Origin of the sequence: Peribacillus sp. B-H-3, assembly GCF_048572925.1 — a bacterium.
In the GTDB taxonomy this organism is placed as follows: domain Bacteria; phylum Bacillota; class Bacilli; order Bacillales; family DSM-1321; genus Peribacillus.
In genome coordinates, this window is record NZ_CP183879.1 from 848,361 (window position 1) to 871,779 (window position 23,419).

The following is a 23,419-nucleotide window of genomic DNA, read 5'->3' on the forward strand; positions in this document are numbered from 1 at the left end:
AGGATGTCATTGTTTCAGCATGGTGTACCAGAGCTTCACAAGCTTTTACATAGGAAAGAAATTAAAGCCTCTGAACTTGTGAATGAATCTTTTGAAAGAATCGGGCAGGTGGATGGTCAAATTAAGGCCTTTTTAACACTTGATGAAGAAAATGCCCGCAGCAAGGCGAAGGAAATAGATGAAAGAATAGCATCAGGAAAAGATCATGGAAACCTTTTCGGCTTGCCGATCGGGATCAAAGATAATATCGTGACAGAAAACCTGCGCACTACGAGCGGAAGCAGAATTCTTGAAAACTTTAATCCGATATATGATTCCACAGTCGTTCAAAAGCTGAAAAAAGCGGAAACGATCACGATTGGGAAGCTGAATATGGACGAGTTTGCGATGGGCTCCTCCAATGAAAATTCCGCCTTCCAGGTTACCCGCAATCCATGGAATACGGATTATGTCCCGGGTGGCTCTTCAGGCGGATCTGCAGCATCGGTTGCAGCAGGAGAAGTCCTATTTTCCTTAGGATCTGATACGGGCGGATCAATTCGCCAGCCTGCAGCCTACTGCGGAGTTGTTGGCCTAAAGCCTACATACGGAAGAGTGTCGCGTTTCGGCCTTGTAGCCTTTGCTTCCTCACTAGACCAAATTGGTCCTGTTACAAGGACGGTTGAGGATAATGCATATTTGCTTGAAGCCATTTCAGGCATCGACCACATGGATTCAACCTCTGCAAATGTGGATGTGCCAAGCTTCTCCTCTTCTTTGACTGGAGATATCAGGGGCCTGAAAATCGCCGTTCCTAAGGAATATCTGGGCGAGGGTGTTGGAGAAGAAGCGAGAAATTCCATTTTAGCAGCTCTTAAGGTATTAGAGGGCCTTGGCGCCAAGTGGGAGGAAGTGTCGCTGCCGCATTCTAAATATGCGCTGTCCGCTTATTATCTGCTTTCCTCATCTGAGGCATCAGCCAACCTATCCCGTTTTGACGGCGTCAGATACGGCTACCGGACAGATGGAGCACAGAACCTGCTTGAAATGTACAAGCAGACACGTTCTGAAGGCTTTGGAGATGAGGTGAAGCGCCGGATCATGCTTGGAACCTTCTCCCTAAGCTCGGGGTACTATGATGCGTATTATAAAAAGGCTCAAAAAGTGCGCACACTGATTAAAAAGGATTTTGAAAATGTATTTGAAAAATATGATGTGATTGTCGGGCCGACCACTCCGACTCCGGCCTTTAAGATTGGCGAAAAGACGGATGATCCATTAACCATGTATGCTAATGATATTTTGACCATCCCTGTGAACCTGGCGGGAGTTCCTGCCATTTCCGTACCGTGCGGCTTTGCCGGCGGACTGCCTCTTGGGCTTCAGATTATCGGAAAGCACTTTGATGAAAGCACGGTGTACCGAGTGGCGCATGCCTTTGAACAGGCAGGAGACTTTTATAAAAAATTACCGCAATTGTAAGGGGTGAACGTGATGAAATTTGAAACAGTGATTGGCCTTGAAGTACATGTAGAGCTTAAAACAAATTCAAAAATTTTCTCGGACAGCCCAAACCACTTTGGCGCTGCACCGAACACTAATACAAGCGTGATTGATTTAGGCTATCCGGGCGTGCTTCCAGTAATCAATAAAAAAGCTGTGGACTTTTCAATGAAGGCTGCAATGGCTTTGAACTGTGAAATTGCCGAAGAAACGAAATTCGACCGTAAAAACTACTTTTATCCGGACAATCCGAAAGCATATCAGATTTCCCAATTTGATAAGCCGATCGGCGAGCATGGCTGGATCGAAATTGAAGCTGGCGGAAAGAAAAAGAAAATCGGCATCACAAGGATCCATATGGAAGAAGATGCAGGTAAACTGACACATACTGGTGACGGTTATTCGCTTTGTGATTATAATCGCCAGGGGACGCCGCTGGTTGAAATTGTCTCTGAGCCTGACATTTCGACTCCGGAAGAAGCGTATGCCTATCTGGAAAAACTAAAATCCATCATTCAGTATACTGGAGTGTCTGACTGTAAAATGGAGGAAGGCTCTCTGCGCTGTGATGCCAATATCTCTCTTCGTCCAGTTGGCCAGCTTGAGCTAGGCACCAAAACAGAGCTTAAAAACCTGAACTCGTTCAGCTTTGTCCGTAAAGGGCTGGAGTATGAGGAGAAGCGCCAGGAAGAGATCTTATCATCCGGAGGCGCCATTGAACAGGAAACACGCCGGTTTGATGAAAGTACGGGTAAAACCCTGTTAATGCGTGTGAAGGAAGGGTCAGATGATTACCGGTACTTCCCGGAGCCTGATCTATTGTCCATCTTTATTGATGAAGATTGGAAAAATAGGATCCGCTCTGAAATTCCGGAGCTTCCAGATCAGCGGAAAAAACGCTATTCAGAGGAATTCGGATTGCCTGCATATGATGCGGCAGTTTTGACCGTAACAAAGGAAACAGCAGACTTTTTTGAAGACACTGTAGCGCTCGGCACTGATCCGAAGCTTGCTTCCAACTGGATCATGGGCGAACTATCCGCATACTTGAACGCAGAAGGAAAAGAACTGCATGAAGCTGCACTGACTTCTGAATCGCTTGCAGGCTTGATCAAGCTGATTGAAAATGGCACAATTTCCACAAAGATTGCCAAGCAGGTCTTCAAGGAATTGGTCGAAAAAGGCGGAAACGCAGAAGAAATCGTAAAGGAAAAGGAACTTGTCCAGATTTCTGATGAAGGGGCCCTACGCAAGATCGTCGGTGAGGCGCTCGACAGCAATCCGCAATCGATTGAGGACTTCAAGAATGGTAAAAATAAAGCAATCGGCTTCCTTGTCGGCCAAATCATGAAAGCGACTAAAGGACAGGCGAATCCGCCGCTGGTGAATAAGATTCTAGTTGAGGAAATTAATAAACGATAAGAGCAGCAAAAAAGCTGTCATGAAAGGTGTGAAAACCTTCATGACAGCTTTTTTTGAAAGGCTCTGCAAATCCATGTTAGATGGGCCTCCGTCCACATTCAGGTTCATCATATAAGCCTGCTGAAAAATTGGAAGGCGGCAGCATTCGACATGAGCAAAACCCATTCCATTCTTTACGAAGTATTTCCTCATTTTTAATATATTTCAAGACATTATTCCAAGATTTTTTCACCACAAATCATGCAAATTAAACCTCGCCTATTCATCCAGCTGCTTCTTAAAGAGATCCGGTGATGCCTCCACATCCTTAAATCATTGCTTGAACTGGAGTTATGGAGTAAAATACAGTATAATTTTTAGCGGGAATGCTGATTTTAAAAAAGCGTAAATGAGCGGATGAAAATCTTTAAACAGGATATTTTTTCAGATGGACAAAGAGACACGGGGTCAGCATAGGCTGGTTAACAGCGGACATTGCATTTTTAGATGTAAATCGTTACCATAAAAAAGACTAAGTCTTGATTTTGAAAATAGGATGATGGAAATGAAAAGAGCAAGATTGATTTACAACCCGACTTCAGGCCGGGAAGCAATCAAGAAGCATTTGCCGCAAGTATTGGCAAAGCTTGAAATGGCAGGCTATGAGGCCTCCTGCCACGCCACGACGTGTGAGGGTGATGCCACGAATGCTGCACGGATTGCCATTGAGCGGGGCTATGATACGGTAATTGCAGCAGGCGGCGACGGCACGATTTATGAGGTTGTTAATGGGCTTGCCGATGCTGAGGTGCGTCCTAATCTTGGAATCATTCCGGTTGGGACAACCAATGACTTTGCACGCGCCATCCATGTGCCAAGGTCTATCGAAAATGCTGTGGATATTATTGCAGCTGGCCATACCATGCCCATAGATATCGGGAAAATGAACGAAAAATACTTTATAAATATTGCCGGCGGAGGACGCCTGACTGAACTCACATATGAAGTGCCAAGCAAGCTGAAGACAATGATCGGACAGCTTGCATACTACTTAAAAGGTATTGAGATGCTGCCGTCCATCAAGCCGACGGAAGTTAGCATTGAATATGACGGAAAAATCTTCGAAGGCGAAATTATGCTGTTTTTAGTGGCAAATACAAATTCAGTCGGCGGTTTTGAAAGGCTTGCCCCGGATGCCTCGCTGAATGACGGAATGTTCACCATGCTGATTCTTAAGAAAACCAACCTGGCTGATTTCATCAGAATCGCTTCATTGGCCATCCGCGGCGAGCATGTGAATGACCGGAATGTCATCTATGCCAAAGCCAACAGAATAAAAGTCATTACAAAGGATAAGATGCAGCTGAATCTGGATGGTGAATTCGGCGGGCTTGCACCTGCAGAATTTGTGAACCAGTACCGCCATTTCAATGTGTTTGTGCCAAAAGGCAAGCTTGCTGATGATCCGGCTAATCAATAATGCTGAAACTAAACCCCCTAGGACAGATGTCTTAGGGGGTTTTATATGTAGACTGTTTCCGTAACCTATTTCGGATAAATATGTAAAAAATATAATTTAGTACCTTGCAATAAACAATAGTGGGTGGTATATTGTGAATCAGAGGTACATATCATGGAACAGTACCATACAATGTATAGTAGTAAAAAGGCGATAAGGGGTGTGGAGGGTGAACGTACAATTTAAAAAAGGCGTCTTGGAGTTATGTGTGCTCGTGCTTTTAGATAAAAAAGACCGCTATGGCTATGAGCTTGTGCAAAAAATATCTGATCAGATAGAAATTTCAGAGGGCTCTGTGTATCCCCTGCTGAGAAGACTGACAAAGGAAGAGTATTTCACGACATACCTTCAGGAATCTAGCGAGGGTCCCTCACGGAAATACTATAAGCTGACGGATAAAGGGCGTACTTATTTGAAAGAGCTGATAGCAGAGTGGAATGAATTTACAAATGGAGTCAATACATTGATTAAAGAAGGTGTGAGCAATGAATAAAGAACAATATCTTCATCAATTGGATGTGGCCCTGAAGCGTCTCCCTGCTCATGAGAGAAAGGATATCCTTTGGGATTATGAAGAACACTTCGCAAACGGAATCGAGGAAGGCAAAAGTGAGGAGCGGATTTCAGCTTCACTTGGGTCACCCCAGCAAAACGCCAAGGAGCTGCTTGCTTCTTATCATATAGGAAAGGCTGAAAAGAAGGTTACAACCGGAAATATCCTTCGGGCAACCTGGGCTGCGCTCGGGCTTGGATTTTTCAATATCGTGTTTATCCTTGGGCCGGTCATTGGCATAGCAGTTGCAATGGCCGCTGGATGGGTTTCAGGAGCAGCTTTTGTTCTCAGCCCCCTTATGGTTCTAGCGAGTGCAGCGGTGTACCGGGGAACCTTCGAATGGTATGATTTATTCTTTTCCATTGGATTATGCGGTGCCGGGTTATTCATTATGATTGGCATGTACTACGCAACATATGCATTGGTCCGTGGTCTGATCCGTTATTTGAAATTCAATGCTTCTGTTGTGAAAGGCGGTCTGAATCGTGGGTAAAATAAAAAAACTAAGTATACTGGCAGTCCTTCTTTTGGCCATCGGAATTGCAGGGGCACTTTTAACTTATAAATCAGGCAGCGAAGTCCGGATTTCACAGAACAAAACAGCATCAGACTCAAGCTACAAAAACGTGGTCATTGATACAGACAATGCCGGAGTTGAAATTCAGCCTATTCCTTCTGGCCCGGCAAAAGCGGTACTGAGCGGCAAAAGCTCCGATCAGCAGCAGCTTGACTTTACCATGAAAAAAGAAGGCTCCACACTGAAAATCAAAGTAAAAGAAAAGCAGAGGAAGTTTTTCAACTTTGACTTTACCTTTACTTCTTTAAAGCTGAAGGTGTATATCCCGCAAAAGCCATACCGATCCCTTACCGTTCATAATGATAATGGACTTATTAAGGCAAAAGACATGACGGCGGACAGATTGGATTTGGAAGTGAACAATGGATATGTCGACCTGAAGAACATCAACGCGAAAAATTCGGCCATTTCTGCGGATAATGGCAGGCTGTTTCTTGATAAAGTAACTGGCGATGTTAAAGCAACGGCAAATAACGGGGAAATCAAGATGATTGCTAGCGACCTTGAACGCAACATCACACTTGATTGCGATAATGGCAAAATTTCTATCAAAACGGAAAAAGAACCCCGAAATGCATCCTTCCAAGTTAGAGCCGATAACGGCAAAATCAACATCCTGGATAAGTATCAGCATGATGCCGTACTTGGCAGCGGAAAGTATAAAATCAGGCTCACAACGAATAATGGAAGTATTGAAGTGAAAAAGTAATTTTCATAGAATTAAAAGACTGCGGGATATGCCTGCAGTTTCTTTGTATAATGGATCTAATGCCCAGGATAGAAAGGAAGACAAATGGATAAAGATATATTGCTGTTTCTGCAGGAGGGGACGTTATGGTCAGGAGTTCTCAGCTTTTTGCTGATGATGGTCCTTGCCTTCATTCCTGCTATGCCGATACCGGCTGCGGCTGGTGCAATTGGGGCCGTTTTCGGATTCTGGCCCGCCTTTCTGATCAGCTGGGGCGGAGCGGTTTTTGGCGCACTTTTGATGTTTATACTGTCACGCTTCCTATTCCGCAATAAAGCATATGGGATGATTAAAAAATATAAGAAAGCAGATGCCTTGCTTCATGTTATCGAGAATAATGCCTTTCTTTCTCTTTTGATTGCCAGGCTTTTGCCCATATTTCCTTCAGCTGTGATTAATCTCGGAGCGGCACTTTCCGGAATAAAAACGAGTACCTTTCTTCTTGCTGCTTTGCTTGGTAAGCTGCCGGCCATGCTGACATTTACCCTTGCAGGAAATCAGCTCGAAAAAGGAAATTGGCCGATACTGATTCTTGTTGGCCTTTACATACTTGCCATACTTTTGGCCGCGGCTAGAATTCGGAAAGTGATCGGCCAGCGCTAAACATATTATTATGTGATAAAGAACCGAAGAAAGGCAGCTCTGCAGAAGATGCAGAGCTGTTTCTTTATATAAAAGGATTACAGCACATTTAATCAAACGTTTGATTAAATTTTTTTCTCCCATTTTAACTATGTTAAAGTAGAGAAAACGAATAAAAAGGAGAGAAGGGCATGCTAGTCAGACAAGCAAGAATGGAAGATGCAGCACAGGCTGCAGAACTGATTCACCTGGCCATCAAGGACATTGCGGAGGCACTGACAGGGGAAACGGAGGAAGAGAAAATAAGAAGTGTGCTGCGTCATTATTTCTCTCAGGAAGTAAATAGGCTAAGTTACCGCAATACGCTTGTGGCAGAAATTGAGGGAGGGGCCGCCGGCATTATTATCTCCTATCATGGAAGTGATGCAAGTGAGCTAGATGCACCGATTATCGCTCATTTACATTCAGCAGGAAGCACAAATGGTGCTGTTGAAAAGGAAGCGGAAGAGGAAGATTATTATATTGATACATTGAGTGTAAACCCTGCGTATTGGGGGAAAAGGATAGGAACATGCCTTGTGGCAGAATCGGAAAGGCTGGCTAAGGAAAAAGGCTTTAAAACCATATCCCTTAATGTGGAAGAGGAAAATATAAAAGCTCGCCGGCTTTATAGCAGGCTCGGCTACACTACTTCAAAGGTTATAACAATCAATCATCACAGTTATGAATATATGGTAAAAACTCTTTAAGGAGGCAAAAGCATGCTTGAGGGCTGGGTGAGAAACGGAGACGTACGGATACATTATTTGGATAACACAGGTTCATCCAATGAAAACATCCCGCTAGTGATGGTTCCCGGCTTGGCTGAAACAGGAGAGGATTACAGTGATATTCTTGAGGCGCTGCTACCGAGACGGGTCATTGTGATCACCATGAGAGGCAGGGGCCAAAGCGATACGCCTCATCATGGTTATACGCTTCGTGACCATGCAGAGGATATCAGCAGTGTGATCAATCATGTGGATATCGGCAAATTTGTGCTGTTTGGCTATGCAACCGGAGTCATCTACAGCCTTCGCTATGCCGCAGATCATATGAGCCAGATCAGCGGCATTATTATCGGAGATTATCCTGCAGTATCTTTGGATTTTCAGGAGGGGTGGAGTGAGTTTTTTGCTAAAATCCCAGGCCGTCACGGAAATGTGCTTGACCGGATGACGATGGAAACATTAAAGGAAATTGAAAAGGATTCCGAGGAGGTCAGCTTTCTTGAGGATCTGAAAAATATGGACTTCCCCGTATTGATTCTGCGCAGCAGCAGCGGCAAAGCAGGACTTACTGAGGAAGGGGCAAAAGAATACCTGGCAGCGGTGCCGGATGGTAGGATCCGTATTCTGGATGAAGATGGGGAAGAACCTGTTGCAGAGGAGTTTGTACATGCATTGGATGATTTTTTTCAGGAAATAGAAAACTGACTGCAACAAAAAAATACGGTTTCCGGCCGTATTTTTTCATGGCATGATCGCGTTTTAGCTTAACCCGTTCGTTTCAGACCAGCTGGCATAACTGCCGGTTCCGTCACAGCCTGGACAGTCTAATACACTGTTATAGTAATACTCATTCGGTGCATAGGCGCTAAAGCCTTTTCCACGGCAATCCGGGCACCAGCCTTTGGATTCCATCTCAGAGATAAATTTCGCCTGACGGGCAGCATTCCATGAAGCAATCGCACTGAATAATCCCATTCTGTTCACCTCAACTGTTTTTTTCTTATTTTGTTTCAAAAATAAGCAATTTATACAAGCTGGGACTAAGGAATGGCTGAAAAAATGGCTTATTATTATCCTATGAAAAAATAAGGCCGCATGTGAGGAAAATAAAGCGGATTTTGTTTTAAAACGGGTAATTATGATAAACTATTTGAAGCTGGACAAACACTTGCCTAAGCATAGAAGATGTGCTTTGCATTTCAATAGAAAAGGACGTATAACATGAAAAAAACAGCACCAGTTGCTAAAAATGAAACAATAGATGCAGTATTCGAGGATCTGACGCATGACGGAGCAGGCGTAGCCAAGATCGATGGCTATCCGGTATTTGTTCCAAACACACTTCCTGGAGAAAAAGCAAAAATCAAGATAATCAAGGTGAACAGCGGCTATGCGTTCGGCAGGCTTCTTGAGCTGTATGAAGAAAGTCCATTCCGTGTCCATATTCCGGTTGAGGAAAACCATAAATACGGCGGCAGCCAGCTTCAGCATATCAGCTATGAAGGCCAGCTGAAGTTTAAGGAAAACCAGGTGAAGCAGGTTCTCGCCAGGATCGGCAAGCTTGATGATGTTGCCATTCACCCCATCTTAGGCATGGAGCATCCCTGGCATTACCGAAACAAAGCCCAGGTGCCGGTCGGCGAAAAAGACGGAGAGCTGATAGCAGGCTTCTACAAACCCCGCACTCATGAAATCGTGGATACGAATGAAAGCCTGATCCAGGATTCTGTCATTAACGAGGCTGTCCAGACTGTGAAGGAAATCTGCAGCGAACTCGGAATTCCGGCCTATGACGAACAAACCCACAGAGGAGTTCTCAGACATATTATGGCCCGGTACGGCAAAGAAACAGGCGAGCTTATGGTCGTGATCATCACGAGAACATCAGAGCTTCTGCAAAGAAATAAAATCGTCGAAGAAATCATCAAACGTCTGCCAAAGGTAAAATCCATCGTCCATAACATCAACTCCAAAAAAACAAACGTCATATTAGGCGAGAAAACAAAAGTGCTGTGGGGCAGTGAGGTTATTTACGATTATATTGGAGACGTGAAATTCGCTATATCTGCACGTTCTTTTTACCAGGTGAACCCGGATCAGACAAAGGTTCTTTACAGTAAGGCCCTGGAATATGCAGGGCTCACAGGGGAAGAATCCGTTATTGACGCTTACTGCGGCATAGGTACCATTTCACTTTTCCTTGCCCAAAAAGCGAAGAAAGTCTTCGGTGTGGAAATCGTGCCGGAAGCCATCTCTGATGCAAAAAGAAACGCAGAGCTAAATGGCATCACAAACGCTGAATTCGCAGTCGGCGAAGCAGAAAAGGTCATTCCAGCATGGTATGAAGAAGGCAACACAGCAGATGTCCTTGTCGTAGACCCGCCGCGCAAGGGCTGTGACGAGGCACTCCTAAACACAATCATACAAATGAAGCCCAAAAAAGTCGTCTACGTCTCCTGCAACCCGGCCACACTAGCCCGCGATCTGCGTATCCTAGAAGACGGAGGATATAAAACAATCGAAGTGCAGCCTGTAGATATGTTTCCGCAGACTACGCACGTCGAGTGTATCTCGCAACTCATTTTAAAGATGTAAAGCCATAATAAACTCCTGACATTCATAACAAAGCCATAGCAAAATCAAAACAAAGTTCTGATATTCCTGTGGGAAAAGTGTGGATAAAGGTTTGAAAAGAATGCAGGAAAAAGAGGATGGGAACAGGATTCCTATCCTTTTTTGCTTGGTTGAAAATAAGAAGAAAAAGCCTGAAAAAGCCTGAAAAAGCCTGAAAAACCCTGTCCTATCAACATTTGAATAAAAGTGTGAGGGGTTCTTACGAACCCCAAAAGCCTGAAAAAAGAGCGAGAAAAAGCAGGAGAAAAAGGCAGGAAGAAAAGCGGGAATAGCACGACTTTATTATCATAAATAATAATGTTGAGGGATAAAAAAGTGAGAAGAAAATCGGGAAAATGAGTGATTTGTGCTGAACTTTATTTTAAATGGTAGAAATTAGGTGGCGTAAAAATGCGAGGTGGGGAGGGGTGGAGTAGCAGGACATTATTTTTATTGAACATAGTTAGAACAGGAAAGAGAAACAAATAATTGTTAACTATTTTTTTAGAAATAGAATCTCTACAGTTTCTCTTTTTTAGAATTAAGGGAAAAAGATAGGGGAAGGATAGTGGATTAAATATCCAGAAAGGCGTTATAATTAAAACATTGATTAAGTAGGAGGGAAGCCATTTGTTTAGCATATGTAATAAGTTCAAATTGATGGAGAAAAAATCAAAACTTAATGATTTAAGTCAAGGTGTTGAAATATAGCAATGACTATACTCAGCACCTTTTTATTTTGCTTATAATCAACGGTATTTAAAAAATTGATTATTCGCAATATTTGCAAGTTATGAGCTGGAAGCAGAGATAAATCAAATGAGTAGTATTGCGTAGCCTTAATTGATTTTAAAATGGTTATAAACACAAACCGGAGCAAGAAGATAAAACAATTGAGTTATTATTCTTTTTTGAAAAAGTTGTTTTACTGGAAAAGACATTCTATTATTTCTATACAAATTGAATGTCTATCGGAAACCGTTTGTCGAACCGAAGAGAGAATTATCGAAAATATTAATTACAATCATATAAATATTAAGAAGGTGAATCAAGTGGCTATACCAGCAGAAGAGTTCCAGATAAAGTCCAAAGAGTTATTTGAAGCAGAAGTAAATAAATATAAGGCTATGGGGACTACGGTGTTTGGTGATTACAACTACGTGGAAGAAAATTACTTCCTAAATATCTATATTGGTTTTGGAATTGGCACGATTATTTTCGTTAATTACCATTTTAAACAAAATGATGTGAATTCTTTTAGAAGAGAGGAACAAGTTTCTTCTCCAGATTCCTTTGATACTTTAAAAAACATGATAGAAAATATGGAATGGTATATAAGAAAAAGACATGATGCAAACTTGAATCTATAAGAAGACCTCACATCGAATCAGCATAATAAAGATGAGAAGGTATTAACATGGATTACAATAAATTTTAAAATGAATTAAGAAAGGAATTGGATTATCTCCAAAATGGAGAACCAGTTACAGAATTCAAACTGCTGAACTATCTTTACGAATCGCTCTTCAACTGAAAGAAATCAAACTTTACCTAAATAGAGAAGCTACGAAACAACAGGTTATGGAACCATTCCCTTAATTGGATATGGGGCAAGTGGCTGACGTAGCGAAAATGCTGAATATGATAGCAAAAGAAATAAATTCAACCATTTCAAAAGATGTAAATGACTATATTCAGAATAAAAGAGTAGAACGGAAACAAACTACATTGTCATTTAAAAAGAAATGAAAGACCGTCTAAAGGGGCGGTTCTTTTTTTATCCCAGAAAGCCTCAACTGATAATAAATATTATGTATATTTTATGTGGGATATTGCCGAAAAATGTAAAATAATATAATATATTCTAAATAATACACTAAATATTTGCAATTACACAAGTCGTTTGAAAAGTTATTCTAATTGAATAATAGATTTAGAAAAAATATAAGACCGAAAACGATAAGCCCTTAAAAATTCTTAAAGAAAAGGGTTGGAAATGAACTATCAAACAGGTTTCGGTATTTTGGGGTGTAATTATGTTAGAAGAACACAATTCATATAAAATAAAACAAATGGAGCATGAACTCAGTCATGCACTTGAAAATAAAGAGTTTAGACTCTATTATCAACCAAAACTCGATTTGAATTCAGGGACAATTACAGGGGTAGAGGCATTGATTCGTTGGGAACACCCGGAGAAAGGGATTGTCCCCCCATTAGAATTTATTCCTGTCGCAGAGGAAACTGGGCTGATTCTACCCATTGGTGAATGGGTTATAAGAACTGCTTGTGAGCAAAACATGGCATGGAAGGAAATGGGTTTGCCTCCTGTTGTTATGTCAGTCAACCTGTCTGCACGTCAGTTTTTTCAACCGAATTTAGTCGAAACGGTTCAACTTATTTTAAAAGAAACGAAACTATCTCCTGAATACCTGGAAATTGAAATTACCGAGAGTATGATGATGGATGTTGATTCCGTTCTTCCTATCTTACGTGATTTAAAACGTATTGGTATCAAAATTAGTTTGGATGACTTTGGTACAGGTTATAGCTCTTTGTATTATTTAAAAGAATTTCCTATTGATACAATCAAGATAGACCAATGTTTTGTTCGTGATTGTACGTTAGACTCCAAAGATGCCACGATTGCTAAAGCCATCATTGCCATTTCTAACGAATTAAAATTGGAAGTAGTTGCAGAAGGGGTCGAAACCAGAGACCATTTGATTTTTCTACAACAAAATTTTTGTAATAAAGGGCAAGGATACTTTTTTAGTAGACCTTTGCCACCAGATGAATTCGTTCATAACTATGATAAGATAGAACAAATTATTCAGCGTGAAGGGATTCCGCAAGAAGTAAGTAAACAAAATTGGTTGGAAAAGGAGTTAGAAAATACACGTCAAGAATTCAGGGATACCGTCCGACAGCAACAAGGGATGATTCTTAAGTTTATTAAGAAAAAAGGAAAGTATATTCATACCTTATGTGATGGTGAATTGGTGTATCGAATGGGTTTTACCCCTGAACAAATTATAGGAAGAGAACTCCAGGATTTTATCCCATACCATGATGTTGGAAGTAAATTGCCATATTATAGCAGAGTGTGGGAAGGCGAGGAACACGTTACATATGAAGGACATCTCAATGGGATTTGGTATTTTGCCTCTTTACGTCCTATCCGAAGAGGGGGAGAAGTAGTTGAAGTCATCGGTTCTTGTGTAGATATTACAGAGAGAAAAAAGATTGAAGAACAGTATAGAAGGTTGGTGGAATTTTCTCCTGAACCGATTATAGTGTACCATCGTGGATTTATCCAATATGCGAATCCTGCTTGTATCGAAATATTAGGTGCATCTTCATTAGAAGATTTGATAGGCAAATCTATTATGAATTACTTTGACCCAAAATCTGTTCGAATCATTGAAAAAAGAATAAAAGAACTGAATCAAATAGGAATGTCTGTACCTCCTACTGAAAAACAAATCTTACGGTTTGACGGTACGTTAATTGATGTCGAAGTAACAGGAATCACGATTGACCATGATGATAAACCTTCGTTCTTGATGATGTATCATGATATTACAAAAAGAAAGCAGACAGAGGAAGCTCTCCGAAAAAGCGAATCGGAGTACCGACTCATTGCAGAAAATATGCAAGATTTAATTAGAGTGATAGATACAAACGGTGTTATTCAATATGCCTCTCCTTCGCATGAATCTGTATTAGGATTTTCACCAAGCATTTATAAAGGTAGTTTATTTTATGAATTAATGCATCCTGACGATATATCAAAAACACAAGAACAATTTTCTCAAGTGATTTCTACGAAAACACCTCGTCAAGTTGAATACCGATATAAACATTCCAATGGTGGATGGGTGTATGTGGAATCTTGCGGTACTCCTGTACTAAATGAGCAGGAAGAAATAACATCTATTGTAATTGTAGGTCGAGATATTTCAGAACGAAAGAAAGCGGAAGATTATCAGAAAAACTATCCGTTGTAGGTCAATTGGCCGCAGGAGTCGCACACGAAATAAGAAATCCACTTACTTCGATAAAAGGCTTTGTTCAACTATTACAAAAGGAATTGGATAAGCCTTTCTTTACAGACGTGATACTATCAGAAATTAAAAGAATAGAAAGTATTGTGGGAGAATTTTTAACCCTTGCAAAGCCCCAAATTGGTCTTTCGAAATGATGATCCCTTGCTGCTAAATCCCTCTCTCTAAAACGGGAATCAACTTCAATTTCTTTATGTATATGTTTTGATAAACCTTCTACTGTTTGTTTAGCCCTTACATAAGAACTAGAAATAATATGTTCAATATTCTCTTTTATCAATATTTTTTTCCGGCCAGCGCTTTCTCTTTTCTCCTGCAGTTCTTTTTCAAGCCTTTTTGCCTCCTCCTCAAGAGTATTTAAATACTCTTGAGGAGTCTTCTCAACCTTTTTCACACGATCCTTAGAAGCACTAGCTTTTATAGGGGTAGAATCTGTCACAATGGTTTCACCTGTGACCAAGCCTTTTTCAATGCTGTGAAACAATATGATCGAAGATCTCTTGAAACACGGCACTGTCTTTGAAACGTCTTCGCCGATTTTGACTAAAGGTAGAGTGGTCCGGAATTCTGTCCGATAGATCCATCCCTAAAAACCATCTATAAGCAAGATTTAAACGAACCTCTTATTCAAGTTCGCGTTCTGAATCAATATTAAAAAGATAGCCGATAAGCAACATCTTGAAAAGGAGGACGGGATCCAAAGATTTTCTACCCATTTTTGAATAGAAGCTTTCCATTTTATCGTATATAAAAGAGAAGTCAATATTCTCCATTCTCAAACGGAGAATATGATTAGCAGGAACAAAATCGTTCAAATCAATAAACTCCATTTTGCTCTGGTACTCATCGTTGCGTCCCATCATAGAAATTCCCTCCAATAAAAAATCTGTATAGAAAAGATCCTATACAGATTCAGGAAATTCCTTTTAGATTGTCAACAGCCCCATTAACGGAGTCCTTTTCTATAGTTGAAAGACAATTCTTGTTAGAGGTAAAGTGCCGGACATTGTAGTAAAAAGGATTAGGAAAAATGTCATGAGAATGAGATATCGGAATATTTTGAATTATATTGACATAAAAAAGACAAACATTTATATTAATAAAATAGAATTAATATTTATGTATAAACAAGAAGGGGAAATTGTGTTTGAAGGTTGCAATTGGCCCAGCTCAATTTGTTAGGAAGCGGGATTATTATCCAATTTGGGGTTTATTCATAAAAAAATTCGGAAAGACTGCAGTGATTATCGGAGGACACACAAGTCGGGACATTGTAGAAGGGACTTTAAGGAAGAGTTTATCAGAGCAAGGAATTACTTTGATGCAATCTTTTTGGTACGGTGGTGAATCCTCTACAACTAATATTGATAGTAAAATCAAAGATTAACTAGAGAATTTGAGGATATCGTCGATGCGGTTACTTTAGTAAGCGGAAGTGTAAGTGGCTACGGCGGCGATGATTGCCGGGCCGCGGCTGTACATGCCATTTACTCGGGTTTGACAATCTTTCCTGAAGTTCACCAAGCCTATCATGGCGAAATTGTGGCCTTTGGGATACTGGCCCAGCTTTGTATGGAAGGTGCGGGCGATGAAGAAGTGAAAACGGTAGTTCGTTATTACTAGGAAGTCGGACTCCCCTTACATTAAAGCAGCTGGGGATCAAGGGCTTGACGGATGATCAATGGAAGCAGCTGGGGGATATTACCGTTACTATTGAAGATATGGCGAATATGACATTTGAGGTAACACCCGAAATGGTGATATCGGCAGTGAGCCACGCTGATAAAATTGAAAATGAAATGTTGTTAGTTTATTAATGCTTACATAACTAGGGGGAAATATCCGTGAAAAAGTGGTTGGTTATGTTATGTTCCTTATTGTTGGTATTTGCACTGGCTGCTTGTGGAAAAGAACAATCTTCTGGCAGCACAAAAAAGCCGTCTGAGCCATTGAGAGTGACCTTGCCTACCTGGACAGGGTATGGACCGTTATTTTTAGCAAAAGAAAAAGGATTTTTCGAAAAAAATGGCATCGATGTGGACCTTTCCATTGTAGAAGGACTGGCAGAACGTAAACAAGCGTTAGCCAGCGGGAAAATTGATGGAATGGCCACGGCTCTGGATGTTCAAGTAACATTGGCAGACGCTAAAATTCCAGTCAATGTTGTCTGGGTATTGGATGATTCTCATGGCGGCGATGGAATTCTTGTGAAAAATGGAATTAAAGATATAAAAGACTTAAAGGGGAAAAAAATGGCCTTTGAAGTCGGTTCAACAAGCCATATGCTTGCGTTAACCGCGTTAAAGCAAGGTGGCTTGACGGAAAAAGACGTGGAAGTTGTCCAAATGTCTGCGGGTGATGCTGGTGCAGCATTTGCTGCCGGCAAAGTGGATGCAGCCGTGACGTGGGAGCCTTGGTTATCAAAAGGGTCACAAGCAAAAGGGAAAATTCTACTGACGACGAAAGATTTACCTGGAATTATTGTCGATACCATTAGCTTTAAAGAAAACATTATAAAAAAACGCCCAGATGATGTGAAAGCATTTGTAAAGGCGATGGGTGAAGCGATGGATTATTGGAAAGAGCATAAAGAAGAAGCGGATGAGATCATGGCAAAAGGTCTTAAAATAGATACAAAAGAATTCGTGGCTACTGAAGAGGGCTTGAAGTTTTATACAAAAGAGGATAACCAACAATTATTTGGATCAGAAAGCAACAAAGGCCCCATCTATCAATCAACAGATAATGCGATTAAATTTTACAAAGAGCACAGTATCATTAAAACAGAACCGAAAGTGGAAGACATTATAAACCCAAGCTTCCAATAATGGATAACCGTTTCTGGTTTTGTACGTTTTAACCTTGGTGATTAATTTTAGAGCCTGACAATATGACATGGTCTTATTGTCAGGCTTCTTTTAAAAGATTGATAGAATTGGGTGATTTTAATGCTAGCAAAATTGTTTACGCCAAATAAAGAAATACCAAAAAGGCTTTATACCTCAGCAGGATTGGTTACGTTTATTTTATTTTTGGCCATTTGGTCATTCCTAAGCTATGGCGGAATCGTGAATCCATTATTTTTACCAACGCCGACGGCAGTATTAGCAACGGCCGTTGAATTACTGTTCCATGGAGATCTTCTTTCCAATATCGGCATTAGTTTTACAAGGGTGTTGGCCGGATTTCTGGTTGCCGCCATTATTGGGATCCCTTTAGGAATTTTGATGGGCTCCTTAAAATTCATGGAAGGTGCATTTGAACCTATTATCGGATTTATTCGCTATATGCCGGCTTCAGCCTTTATTCCATTATTAATTTTATGGATAGGTCTTGGTGAACCAGAGAAAATGAGCGTTATTTTCCTGGGAACCTTCTTCCAATTGACCCTCATGATCATGGATGTAACGAAAAATGTCCAAAATGAATTAGTTGAGGTTTCCTATACATTAGGAGCGAAAAGGGTTCAAGTATTTACGAAAGTGATTCTGCCTGCGTCATTACCTGGAATCGTCGATACGCTTCGCATTACATTCGGCTGGGCCTGGACGTATTTAGTGGTTGCCGAAATTGTCGGAGCATCAAGTGGTTTAGGTTATATGATTATGCAGGCCTCCCGTTTCTTGCAGCCAGATAAAATTATTGTCGGCATAATAACCATCGGTTTATTGGGACTCTTGACAGATATGGTCTTTAAAGCCATTTATCGAGCTTCGTTTTCATGGATGAGAAAGGATGGTTTATAAGATGGTCACACTTGCAGCGGAAAATATGGAAATAAATACACCTCAAAGGGGTACTCCAAAGTTAGAAATTAAAGATGTCGGGAAAATTTTCAAAACAAAAAGCGGTGAGACGACAGCATTGGAAAAAACCACCTTTACGATAAACGAAGGGGAGTTTGTAACCATCTTAGGACCTTCTGGTTGCGGGAAATCGACCGTTCTCCGTATTGTTGCGGGGTTGGAAGAAGCCACTTCTGGACAAGTGCTGTTGGATGGCCAGGTAATCAATGGTCCCGGGCCTGACCGGGGCATGGTGTTTCAATCGTATACATTATTTCCATGGTTAACCGTGAAGGAAAATATTATTTTCGGTTTGAAATTGAAAGGTGTATCCCAAAAAGAACGAGACGATGTGGCAAGGCATTACCTGCAATTGATTGGATTGGATGACTTTGGAAAACATTATCCGATACAATTATCAGGCGGCATGAAACAACGTGTGGCCATCGCTCGTGCCTTAGCCAACGATCCCAAGATTCTATTAATGGATGAACCTTTTGGCGCATTGGATGCTCAAACAAGGAACATCATGCAGGAAGTGTTGTTAAAGGCATGGGATGAGTCTAAAAAAACGATTCTTTTTATCACTCATGACGTAGATGAATCCATCTTTCTGGCAGATTCCGTTTATTTGATGACCGCAAGGCCTGGGCGCTTAAAGAAAAAAGTTCCTATTACATTGGAGCGGCCAAGGGAGTTCAGTGTAAAAGGGACTCCGGAATTTGCAAAATATAAAGAGGAATTGTTGTCTCTCATCAGAGAAGAAAGTTTAAAATCAATTTAAGGGTGTTCTACAAAAGATTGATCATTATCTGTGCAAATGATTTGTCTCATAAAATAAGAAGTTACCTGTAAAAGTTTGAAAGAATCAATCAAGGTTCGATGGACGGAAAGGTGTATGGTCAAAGTGAATGTTGAATCTTTTTTTTCTAAAAACATTAAAGCGGCACTTAAGAATGATCCGCCTGGTGCATGGATGCCAGATATGCCAGATGATTGCATTCGCTTGAGTTCAGGCTATCCGGACCCTGCTCTCGTTCCCGCTGTGGAGATAAAGGGAGCAGTAGCCAGACTTCTGGATGAGGAGCAGGATTTGCCGCTCCATTATCTCGGAAGCCCACGAATTGAAAGACTAAAGCAGCAAATCCATAAAAGATTGGCAGAGCGTGGAATTTGCGTTCTGGAAGAAGGACTTTTGATTACATCAGGCGCTTGCCAGGCGATTGATCTTATTGCCCGCATTCTCCTTGATGATAAAGCGGTCGTGGCGGTAGAATCTCCCACCTATATGGAGGCTTTGGAGATTTTTCAAAACTATACGAATCAGATTATTAGTATACCAATAGATGAGCAGGGACTCCAAACATCCCGATTAGAAGAAATGCTGGATGAAAGGAAACGTACAGGCCTCACCCTCCCGCGTATCCTATATACCATCCCAACCTTTCAAAATCCAACCGGGACGACCATGACAACTGAACGACGGAGGCATTTATTGGAGCTTTCCATCAAGTTTGATTTCCTCATTCTAGAGGATGATGCATATGGAGAATTATCCTTCGGTAAAAGTCCGCAACCAATCAAGTCTTTTGATAAAAGCGGACGGGTCCTCCACGTTGGTTCATTATCCAAGGTAGTGGCGCCAGGAATGCGGATCGGATGGGTAGCAGGAGAAAGTGAATTCATTAATGCTTTAGAATGGTTTAAAAAGGATTTAGACCATCCATTTGCTCAAAGTACAATGGCTGTATACTTGGAAAACACCGATCTTGAGAAACGGCTCGGTCTTTTAAAAGATGTGTATCGAGCTAAATGTGCTGCGTTAATCCGCTCGCTGGAACAATTTCTCCCAGAATCCGTTTCCTGGTATGTGCCAGATGGGGGTTATTTTGTATGGGTGAGAATTCCGGGTGCCGATACTTCGCAATTATTATCACAGGCTCTAGCAGAGGGTATTTCGTATGTTCCGGGGAAGTACTTTTTCCTGGATCAAACGGATGGAACCGAGTTTCTCCGTCTCTCGTTCAGTTATGCCGATGAGAAAGAAATAATCGAGGGAATTCGAAGACTGGGACAGCTTATCACAGCTTTTTCTTCATAAATTGTCCTGAAGGAATATAGTTAGTTGGGTTAATCATGGCAGTGATTGAAGCTGAAATCATTCCTAAAATGAATATCCCTTTGTTACAACATACTTTTTCGATCCAGACCTGGTTTTAGTGAAAACATCCTTTTCCGATTCCCGAGTTTTTTTCGTATCGACCATTGTCATAATATATGGGTGATTGGAACTCGCAACAAAATGGATTTTTTCACAAAGAGTCAGGGAAGCAAGCAAAAGGATGCGCGTAATCGCTTTAAACGAGCGCGTATAAAAAAAGCAGGAGATGTCGCCATAAGTGTTTTCACTTCACTTGTGGGACACCTCCTGCTCTTTATGTTAATTAATATCCGAACAAGTTTATGAGCCTTTTTAAAACTCTGGTTTTTCGAAACTTGGATTAGGATAAGTATAGAATCCTTCTCTACTTGAACTCCGAGTTTTCCTTTATCGATATACTCTGTTTTCAGTAAGTTAGCCAATTTTTCAAACTCTTGATTGCCTGCTTGCGCTTTTGCATGGGCAATATTATAAGCGGGCTAACAGGGCAGTAATAATGTGCTTTGGGTAAAAAAATTTAGCTTAAGCAAAACTTTTAAATATCCTCCAGAAGTGCCGATCAAATAAGAAAATAAAATGGAAAAGTTTCCTGAGAAAAATGTGATTGAATATGTTCCTTCGATTCACTTTCATCAGTTTGTTTTATTCCGTTTTTCGCGTTTAATAGAAATACACCGTAAGAACCAGGCACGAGAAAAAATTTTAATCATATATAGGTGATATCCGGTTCGAATTTGGTGAGGAGGATATCATGGAACCAATGTTACCTATGGAAAAATACTTCGGTAAGTTAGAACTAGTTTATGCATTTTATGGGGCTATGCCTACGGGTGTTAGTGTGTCAGAAACCGGTCGTATTTTCATTTGCTTTCCGAAATGGGGAGACGTCGTTAAATTTACGGTGGCCGAAATTGTTGGGGATCAATTGCAGCCTTATCCTAGTTACGAGACCAATTTGGTTAACCCCGAGAATATCACAATGACTTTCATCAGTGTCCAAAGTGTAGTCGCGGATGGAAGGGGAACGCTTTGGGTATTAGATACAGCGGCACCCAATTTTTCTGAACCTATTAAAGGTGGGGCAAAATTAGTCGCTGTTGATTTAAAAACCAATACAATTAGAAGAGTATATACCTTTACAGAAGATGTTGTCCTGCCAACAACTTACCTGAATGATGTCCGATTTGATTTTCGTGTTGGAAACGCAGGTTATGCCTATATAACGGATTCTTCTTCCAAAGGACCAGGAGCTATTATCGTCGTAGATTTAGAAAATGGAAACGCGTTTAGACGGTTAAATGGAGCAAATTCAACTTCACCCGATCCCTATTTTATACCGAAAGTAGAAGGAAAAGTGTTGATGAATCGAAATAAAGATGGCCAGACTTCTCCATTTAGATTGGCGTCTGACGGTATTGCGATTTCTCCTGATGGAAAGGTATTATTTTTTTGTCCACTAACCAGTCGTCATCTGTTCTCGATCTCAACAGAAGCCCTGAGAGACAGAAATATACCGGACATGGATTTACATTATCATGTGGAGTATTGGGGAGAAAAAGGTGCGTCTGATGGAATGATCACAAATGCAAAAGGGGCCATTTATGCTGGAGATTATGAGAACAATAGTATTCGAAAGATATTGCCGAATGGCACAATGGAAACCATCGCACATGATCCGAGAATTTTATGGCCGGATACTTTTTCGATTGGTCCGGATGAATACTTATATGTAATTGTGAACCAATTACATCGGCAGGCAAGATTTCATTATGGAAAAGACCTGCGACAAAAACCTTATAGTTTACTTCGTATGAAAATTGATGAATTTCCTGCTCCTACCATTTGATAATGAAAAATAGCTGGTTCATTTTTTTGTGAAATTTGAACGGGTAAGCATGGATCGTAATTAGCTTAATATAGCTCTATTCATAAAAGAATAGGAACAGTTTAGGTTTGTTAAACTGCTCCTATTTTATTTTATAAAGTGGGTAAGTTCAATGCTGTATTGATATTATTTAAATCTAAAACCTATATGGCATATAGTGAATCACAGGTGCTTGTCCAGAACGGATATTTACGTTTCAGTTCATAATATCTCCCATTGGGAATCCATTATATCTGACACCGTAAACGCCTGTAACTTGGATTGTCCCGCCTTTACGCACTGCTTGTGAAGGCATGATAAACGCACGGAATGCTCCGCCTTGGAGTTTCATTCCGCTCGCCAGGAACTCTATATCAGTCATTTTACCGTCCATACCAACTGCATTAATGACAACATCAGCTCCGCCCTTCGTCATTTCTTTCAAATGCATTCTCGCATTTTCAAAGTGTTCGAAGTTTACAATTTCAACTTTGTTGGTACGTTTGGCGTGTTGCAAACGATTGTCTACATAATCTACGGCAATGACACGCCTTGCTCCTTTTAGCTAACAGAATTTTTGAGCAAGAAGGCCAACCGGACCACAGCCAAGAACAATAACTGTATCTCCATCCTTTACGCCTGCATTGTCAGCACTCCAAACCAGGGGAAACCTGGAACATCGGTACTGATGTGCCGTCCAAATGAAAAAGCACTTCAACCGCAGTGCTTTTTTGAAATCAATTTTATTTAATCTTTTCCGCCAGCTCTAGAATAATCCCTTCTGGGCCGCGAACGCAGCATAATTTATAAGTGTTTTCGAAGTTTTGTATCTCGCTAATAAGTTCTGTGCCTTTCTTTTTCAACTTGGCGACAACAGCTTCAATATCTTCTACAGCAAATGCAATATGCCGGATTCCCAAGGTGTTTATAAAAGAGGGCTGAGTGCCATTTTCATCAGACGGAGTATGGAATTTAACCAGCTCCAGCGTTGCCTCGCCGTCCGGCATCCCCAGCATGACAACTGTTTCTCTAACTCCAGGAAGACCGATGATTCGTTCCACCAATTCGCCTTCCATATCTGCTTCCCCCAGCACGTTAAGTCCAAGGTCAAGAAAAAACGCTTTAGCTGCTGAGAGATCATTTACCGTTATGCCTACATGATCAATTCTATGAATCTTCATATTCTATTCCTCCAATGTTTTCACAGGTTTCTTAAAGGTTTATTCTCGATGCTATATTGGTTTTCCTCTTAATTCAGCCGAAGCGAATTGTCCTTTTATGTTCAAGAATGTGTCCA

General features: G+C 41.0%; 22 protein-coding genes and 4 pseudogenes. 20 read left to right on the forward strand and 6 right to left on the reverse strand.

All coding sequences use genetic code 11. From position 1 onward, the window contains the following. Positions 1–3: 3 nt before the first annotated feature. The 9 genes from gatA to ACN6MY_RS04205 all read left to right on the forward strand — a co-directional run bounded on the left by gatA (position 4) and on the right by ACN6MY_RS04205 (position 8,337). Positions 4–1,461, forward strand: a complete 1,458-nt coding sequence (gatA, locus tag ACN6MY_RS04165; protein ID WP_419882865.1) for an Asp-tRNA(Asn)/Glu-tRNA(Gln) amidotransferase subunit GatA — start codon at positions 4–6, stop codon at positions 1,459–1,461. A gap of 12 nt (positions 1,462–1,473) precedes the next feature. Then, a complete protein-coding gene (gene gatB, locus ACN6MY_RS04170) occupies positions 1,474–2,904 on the forward strand; it encodes an Asp-tRNA(Asn)/Glu-tRNA(Gln) amidotransferase subunit GatB (protein WP_419882866.1) in 1,431 nt (476 codons plus the stop codon). A 544-nt stretch (positions 2,905–3,448) separates the two neighbouring features. Next, positions 3,449–4,363 carry a diacylglycerol kinase gene (locus ACN6MY_RS04175; RefSeq protein WP_071352899.1) on the forward strand — a complete coding sequence of 305 codons (915 nt, stop codon included), beginning with the start codon at positions 3,449–3,451 and terminating at the stop codon, positions 4,361–4,363. A gap of 208 nt (positions 4,364–4,571) precedes the next feature. Next, complete coding sequence (locus ACN6MY_RS04180) at positions 4,572–4,895, forward strand: PadR family transcriptional regulator (RefSeq protein ID WP_419882867.1); 324 nt, start codon at positions 4,572–4,574, stop codon at positions 4,893–4,895. Beyond that, positions 4,888–5,448 (forward strand): HAAS signaling domain-containing protein, encoded by a 561-nt coding sequence (locus tag ACN6MY_RS04185; protein ID WP_419882868.1) that lies wholly within the window; start codon positions 4,888–4,890, stop codon positions 5,446–5,448. Before ACN6MY_RS04180 ends, ACN6MY_RS04185 begins: the two co-directional genes overlap by 8 nt. Beyond that, entirely contained in the window at positions 5,441–6,241 is an 801-nt protein-coding gene (locus ACN6MY_RS04190; protein WP_419882869.1) for a DUF4097 family beta strand repeat-containing protein, read from the forward strand. The genes ACN6MY_RS04185 and ACN6MY_RS04190 overlap by 8 nt, the downstream gene beginning before the upstream one ends. Before the next feature lie 84 nt (positions 6,242–6,325). Continuing rightward, positions 6,326–6,883, forward strand: coding sequence for a TVP38/TMEM64 family protein (locus ACN6MY_RS04195; RefSeq protein ID WP_419882870.1), 558 nt, complete (start codon positions 6,326–6,328; stop codon positions 6,881–6,883). A gap of 170 nt (positions 6,884–7,053) precedes the next feature. Continuing rightward, a complete protein-coding gene (locus tag ACN6MY_RS04200; protein ID WP_419882871.1) occupies positions 7,054–7,611 on the forward strand; it encodes a GNAT family N-acetyltransferase in 558 nt (185 codons plus the stop codon). 12 nt (positions 7,612–7,623) lie between these two features. Further along, entirely contained in the window at positions 7,624–8,337 is a 714-nt protein-coding gene (locus tag ACN6MY_RS04205; protein ID WP_419882872.1) for an alpha/beta fold hydrolase, read from the forward strand. A 54-nt stretch (positions 8,338–8,391) separates the two neighbouring features. On the opposite strand, the gene ACN6MY_RS04210 is transcribed toward ACN6MY_RS04205, so the two are convergent. Further along, a complete protein-coding gene (locus ACN6MY_RS04210) occupies positions 8,392–8,607 on the reverse strand; it encodes a hypothetical protein (protein WP_090990934.1) in 216 nt (71 codons plus the stop codon). A gap of 246 nt (positions 8,608–8,853) precedes the next feature. Between ACN6MY_RS04210 and rlmD the strand changes: the two genes are divergently transcribed. From rlmD to ACN6MY_RS04230, 4 genes are all read left to right on the forward strand, one after another. Beyond that, positions 8,854–10,227: a 23S rRNA (uracil(1939)-C(5))-methyltransferase RlmD gene (gene rlmD / locus ACN6MY_RS04215; RefSeq protein WP_419882873.1), complete on the forward strand. Its 1,374-nt coding sequence runs from the start codon at positions 8,854–8,856 to the stop codon at positions 10,225–10,227. Positions 10,228–11,297: 1,070 nt separating this feature from the next. Further along, positions 11,298–11,615 (forward strand): hypothetical protein, encoded by a 318-nt coding sequence (locus ACN6MY_RS04220; RefSeq protein ID WP_419882874.1) that lies wholly within the window; start codon positions 11,298–11,300, stop codon positions 11,613–11,615. A gap of 666 nt (positions 11,616–12,281) precedes the next feature. Beyond that, positions 12,282–14,255: an EAL domain-containing protein gene (locus ACN6MY_RS04225; RefSeq protein WP_419882875.1), complete on the forward strand. Its 1,974-nt coding sequence runs from the start codon at positions 12,282–12,284 to the stop codon at positions 14,253–14,255. 5 nt (positions 14,256–14,260) lie between these two features. After that, a complete protein-coding gene (locus ACN6MY_RS04230; RefSeq protein ID WP_419882876.1) occupies positions 14,261–14,449 on the forward strand; it encodes a histidine kinase dimerization/phospho-acceptor domain-containing protein in 189 nt (62 codons plus the stop codon). A gap of 71 nt (positions 14,450–14,520) precedes the next feature. Here the strand turns inward: ACN6MY_RS04230 and ACN6MY_RS04235 are convergent. Together ACN6MY_RS04235 and ACN6MY_RS04240 are read right to left on the reverse strand one after the other, a co-directional pair. After that, a pseudogene (locus ACN6MY_RS04235) lies at positions 14,521–14,826 on the reverse strand (hypothetical protein); the annotation flags it as partial. Further along, positions 14,780–15,175: pseudogene (locus tag ACN6MY_RS04240) on the reverse strand (transposase). The pseudogenes ACN6MY_RS04235 and ACN6MY_RS04240, both read right to left, overlap by 47 nt. A gap of 284 nt (positions 15,176–15,459) precedes the next feature. On the opposite strand from ACN6MY_RS04240, the gene ACN6MY_RS04245 reads away from it, so the two are divergent. From ACN6MY_RS04245 to ACN6MY_RS04270, 6 genes are all read left to right on the forward strand, one after another. Beyond that, on the forward strand, positions 15,460–15,699 hold the full coding sequence (locus ACN6MY_RS04245) for a hypothetical protein (RefSeq protein WP_419882877.1): 240 nt from the start codon (positions 15,460–15,462) through the stop codon (positions 15,697–15,699). 280 nt (positions 15,700–15,979) lie between these two features. Then, positions 15,980–16,129, forward strand: coding sequence for a hypothetical protein (locus ACN6MY_RS04250; protein ID WP_419882878.1), 150 nt, complete (start codon positions 15,980–15,982; stop codon positions 16,127–16,129). A 27-nt stretch (positions 16,130–16,156) separates the two neighbouring features. Next, positions 16,157–17,140: an aliphatic sulfonate ABC transporter substrate-binding protein gene (locus ACN6MY_RS04255; RefSeq protein ID WP_419882879.1), complete on the forward strand. Its 984-nt coding sequence runs from the start codon at positions 16,157–16,159 to the stop codon at positions 17,138–17,140. Positions 17,141–17,260: 120 nt separating this feature from the next. Continuing rightward, complete coding sequence (locus ACN6MY_RS04260) at positions 17,261–18,058, forward strand: ABC transporter permease (RefSeq protein ID WP_419882880.1); 798 nt, start codon at positions 17,261–17,263, stop codon at positions 18,056–18,058. 1 nt (position 18,059) lies between these two features. Further along, complete coding sequence (locus tag ACN6MY_RS04265) at positions 18,060–18,881, forward strand: ABC transporter ATP-binding protein (protein ID WP_419884068.1); 822 nt, start codon at positions 18,060–18,062, stop codon at positions 18,879–18,881. Between the two features lie 123 nt (positions 18,882–19,004). Beyond that, positions 19,005–20,198 (forward strand): PLP-dependent aminotransferase family protein, encoded by a 1,194-nt coding sequence (locus ACN6MY_RS04270; protein WP_419882881.1) that lies wholly within the window; start codon positions 19,005–19,007, stop codon positions 20,196–20,198. A 372-nt stretch (positions 20,199–20,570) separates the two neighbouring features. Here the strand turns inward: ACN6MY_RS04270 and ACN6MY_RS04275 are convergent. Next, positions 20,571–20,734, reverse strand: a pseudogene (locus ACN6MY_RS04275) (3-hydroxyacyl-CoA dehydrogenase); the annotation flags it as partial. Positions 20,735–21,009: 275 nt separating this feature from the next. Here ACN6MY_RS04275 and ACN6MY_RS04280 point away from each other — a divergent pair. Next, positions 21,010–22,104, forward strand: coding sequence for an L-dopachrome tautomerase-related protein (locus tag ACN6MY_RS04280; protein WP_419882882.1), 1,095 nt, complete (start codon positions 21,010–21,012; stop codon positions 22,102–22,104). 238 nt (positions 22,105–22,342) lie between these two features. Here ACN6MY_RS04280 and ACN6MY_RS04285 read toward each other — a convergent pair. Together ACN6MY_RS04285 and ACN6MY_RS04290 are read right to left on the reverse strand one after the other, a co-directional pair. Next, positions 22,343–22,780 (reverse strand): annotated as a pseudogene (locus tag ACN6MY_RS04285) (zinc-binding dehydrogenase); the annotation flags it as partial. A gap of 85 nt (positions 22,781–22,865) precedes the next feature. Further along, positions 22,866–23,303, reverse strand: a complete 438-nt coding sequence (locus ACN6MY_RS04290) for a VOC family protein (protein WP_419882883.1) — start codon at positions 23,301–23,303, stop codon at positions 22,866–22,868. Between the last annotated feature and the right edge of the window lie 116 nt (positions 23,304–23,419).

What these genes read in the sequence shown, in the direction of transcription:
- ACN6MY_RS04195 (WP_419882870.1), top strand. Translation starts at nt 6,326, where the DNA reads ATGGATAAAGATATATTGCTGTTTCTGCAGGAGGGGACGTTATGGTCA.
- ACN6MY_RS04225 (WP_419882875.1), top strand. Translation starts at nt 12,282, where the DNA reads ATGTTAGAAGAACACAATTCATATAAAATAAAACAAATGGAGCATGAA.
- ACN6MY_RS04260 (WP_419882880.1), top strand. Translation starts at nt 17,261, where the DNA reads ATGCTAGCAAAATTGTTTACGCCAAATAAAGAAATACCAAAAAGGCTT.
- ACN6MY_RS04265 (WP_419884068.1), top strand. Translation starts at nt 18,060, where the DNA reads ATGGTCACACTTGCAGCGGAAAATATGGAAATAAATACACCTCAAAGG.
- ACN6MY_RS04175 (WP_071352899.1), top strand. Translation starts at nt 3,449, where the DNA reads ATGAAAAGAGCAAGATTGATTTACAACCCGACTTCAGGCCGGGAAGCA.
- gatB (WP_419882866.1), top strand. Translation starts at nt 1,474, where the DNA reads ATGAAATTTGAAACAGTGATTGGCCTTGAAGTACATGTAGAGCTTAAA.
- gatA (WP_419882865.1), top strand. Translation starts at nt 4, where the DNA reads ATGTCATTGTTTCAGCATGGTGTACCAGAGCTTCACAAGCTTTTACAT.
- ACN6MY_RS04185 (WP_419882868.1), top strand. Translation starts at nt 4,888, where the DNA reads ATGAATAAAGAACAATATCTTCATCAATTGGATGTGGCCCTGAAGCGT.
- rlmD (WP_419882873.1), top strand. Translation starts at nt 8,854, where the DNA reads ATGAAAAAAACAGCACCAGTTGCTAAAAATGAAACAATAGATGCAGTA.
- ACN6MY_RS04210 (WP_090990934.1), bottom strand. Translation starts at nt 8,607, where the DNA reads ATGGGATTATTCAGTGCGATTGCTTCATGGAATGCTGCCCGTCAGGCG.
- ACN6MY_RS04200 (WP_419882871.1), top strand. Translation starts at nt 7,054, where the DNA reads ATGCTAGTCAGACAAGCAAGAATGGAAGATGCAGCACAGGCTGCAGAA.
- ACN6MY_RS04290 (WP_419882883.1), bottom strand. Translation starts at nt 23,303, where the DNA reads ATGAAGATTCATAGAATTGATCATGTAGGCATAACGGTAAATGATCTC.
- ACN6MY_RS04205 (WP_419882872.1), top strand. Translation starts at nt 7,624, where the DNA reads ATGCTTGAGGGCTGGGTGAGAAACGGAGACGTACGGATACATTATTTG.
- ACN6MY_RS04280 (WP_419882882.1), top strand. Translation starts at nt 21,010, where the DNA reads ATGGAACCAATGTTACCTATGGAAAAATACTTCGGTAAGTTAGAACTA.